This is a genomic window from Brevibacterium sp., assembly GCF_052105255.1.
Taxonomy (GTDB): Bacteria; Actinomycetota; Actinomycetes; order Actinomycetales; family Brevibacteriaceae; genus Brevibacterium; species Brevibacterium linens_B.
Genome location: NZ_JBQDYQ010000031.1, coordinates 37,494 through 39,876 on the forward strand (window position 1 = coordinate 37,494; position 2,383 = coordinate 39,876).

Genomic DNA, 2,383 nt, shown 5'->3' on the forward strand with positions numbered 1-2,383 from the left:
CCGGCCGGCGGCAGGTGCTCGGTCCCCCGCACGCTCATCCTCGTGGCCGTGCGCATGAGTCCGAAGGCCGCCGTGGCGGCGACGGTGCCCGCCCGGTTCTGCGAGCGCACCGAGGCGGGGTCGAACGCGACGAGGGGCTTCGGCTCGTGGGCGGCCCGGGGCGAGGGTTCAGCCCTCATGCGGACACCTCGGCGCCGAGTCCGATGAGCTTGTCGAGGAAGTTCTCGTAGCCGCGGTTGATGAGTTCGATGCCGTGGACTTCGCTCGTACCCCGGGCGGCCAGCGCGGCGATGAGGTGGCTGAAGCCGCCGCGCAGATCGGGGACGTCGATGCGGGTGCCAGTGAGGTCGGTGGTCCCCGAGATCACGGCCGAGTGCTGGTAGTTCCGCCTCCCGAAGCGGCAGGGGGTGCCGCCGAGGCATTCGCGGTAGAGCTGGATCTGCGCACCCATATCGCGCAGGGCGTCGGTGAAGCCGAACCGGTTCTCGTACACGGTCTCATGGATGATCGACAGCCCCTCGGCCTGAGTCATCGCGACGACCAGCGGCTGCTGCCAGTCGGTCATGAAGCCGGGGTGGACGTCGGTCTCCAGCGCGAAGGATCGGAGTTTGCCGCCGGGATGGCGGAAGCGGATGCCGTTCTCCTGCACCTCGAATTCGCCGCCGATCTTGCGGAAGACGTTGAGGAAGGTGATGAGCTCCGGCTGGCTGGCGCCTGCGACGAAGATGTCTCCGCCGGTGGCGAGTGCCGCCGAGGCCCAGGACGCGGTCTCGTTGCGGTCGGGGAGGGCGCGGTGGCTGAACCCACGGAGGGTGTCGACGCCTTCGATGCGCACCACACGCTCGGTGTCGACGGTGATGATCGCGCCCATCTTCTGCAGCAGCGCGATGAGATCCATGATCTCCGGTTCGATGGCCGCACCCCGCAGCTCGGTCACGCCTTCGGCGCGCACCGCGGTCAGCAGCACCTGTTCGGTGGCTCCGACGGAGGGATAGGGCAGTTCGACCTTGGTTCCCTGCAGGCGGCTGTGCGCCTTGAGCATGATGCCGCCGGGGGTCTTGTCGACCTCGGCTCCGAACTTGCGGAGCACATCGAGGTGGAAGTTGATAGGGCGGTCGCCGATATGGCAGCCGCCGAGGTCGGGGATGAATGCCTGGCCGAGGCTGTGCAGGAGAGGTCCGCAGAAGAGGATGGGGATGCGTGAGGATCCGGCGTGGGCGTCGATGTCGACGATCGAGCCCTGAGCCACTTCGGCCGGGTCGAGATGGAGTTCGCCGTCGGGCTGGTCTCCGTCGGGGCCGGCGGTGACGCGGACTCCGTGGAGTTCGAGGAGTCCGGTGACGATCTCGACGTCGCGGATCTGGGGCACGCCGCGCAGCACGGACGGGGTCTCGCCGAGCAGAGAGGCCACCATCGCCTTGGGCACCAGGTTCTTGGCGCCGCGGACGCGGACGGTGCCGTCCAGCGGGTTTCCCCCACGTACTTCGAGCATGTTCCTCCCTGATTCCGATGATCGGATCCGAGCGGGCTTCCACCCGGAGACGGTGCCCGCTGATTGCGGCGGGCACCGTCCTAGACTAACCCAGCCGACGGTATCCCACCGATTCGCTCAAGCCGGCGCCGAGGTCGCGTCCGACCGTGGCGGCGGGCCGCCTCGGTGGGGGTCCGATGGCGGCGGTGGGCCGCCTCGGCGAGTCTCAGACCTTGGCGGGCAGGGTCGTGGGTTTGAAGGCGAAGCGGGAGGATTCGTAGGCGACGATCTCGTCTTCCTTGGCCAAGGTGAGGCTGATGTCGTCGTGACCTTCGAGCAGGCGCCAGCGCGTGTAGTCGTCGATCTGGAACGACACGGTGACGGTGTCGCATGTCACGGTCTTCTCGTTCAGATCCACGGTGATCGGGGTGCCGGGATGGTTCTCGAGGATCTTCCAGATCAGCTCGATGTCGGCCTGTTCCAGCTGAGCTGCCAGCAGGCCCTCCTTGCCGGAGTTGCCCCGGAAGATGTCGCCGAAGCGAGAGGACAGGACGACGCGGAAACCATAGTCCTTGAGCGCCCAGACGGCGTGTTCACGCGAGGATCCGGTGCCGAAATCGGGGCCGGCGACGAGGACGGAGCCGGACGCGAAGTTCGGGTCGTTGAGGACGAAGTCGTCACTGGTCCGCCAGCGGTAGAACAGGGCGTCTTCGAATCCGGTGCGGGTGACGCGTTTGAGGAACTTCGCGGGGATGATCTGGTCGGTGTCGATATTGGATCGGCGCAGAGGAACGCCGATGCCGGTGTGGGTGGTGAAAGCTTCCATGGCTGTCTCCTCCTACTTCAGTCGTTCGCCGAGACGGGTGTCAGGGTCAGGGACAGGCGGTCGTCGGCCCATTCCACGGGTTCGGC

At 67.2% G+C, this 2,383-nt stretch carries 2 protein-coding genes; both read right to left on the reverse strand.

The annotated features are described in order from the left end of the window. Positions 1-175: 175 nt before the first annotated feature. Positions 176-1,492: a UDP-N-acetylglucosamine 1-carboxyvinyltransferase gene (gene murA, locus ACTIIH_RS10115; RefSeq protein WP_441451639.1), complete on the reverse strand. Its 1,317-nt coding sequence runs from the start codon at positions 1,490-1,492 to the stop codon at positions 176-178. 205 nt (positions 1,493-1,697) lie between these two features. After that, complete coding sequence (gene leuD, locus ACTIIH_RS10120; protein WP_025777349.1) at positions 1,698-2,297, reverse strand: 3-isopropylmalate dehydratase small subunit; 600 nt, start codon at positions 2,295-2,297, stop codon at positions 1,698-1,700. Positions 2,298-2,383 lie beyond the last annotated feature (86 nt).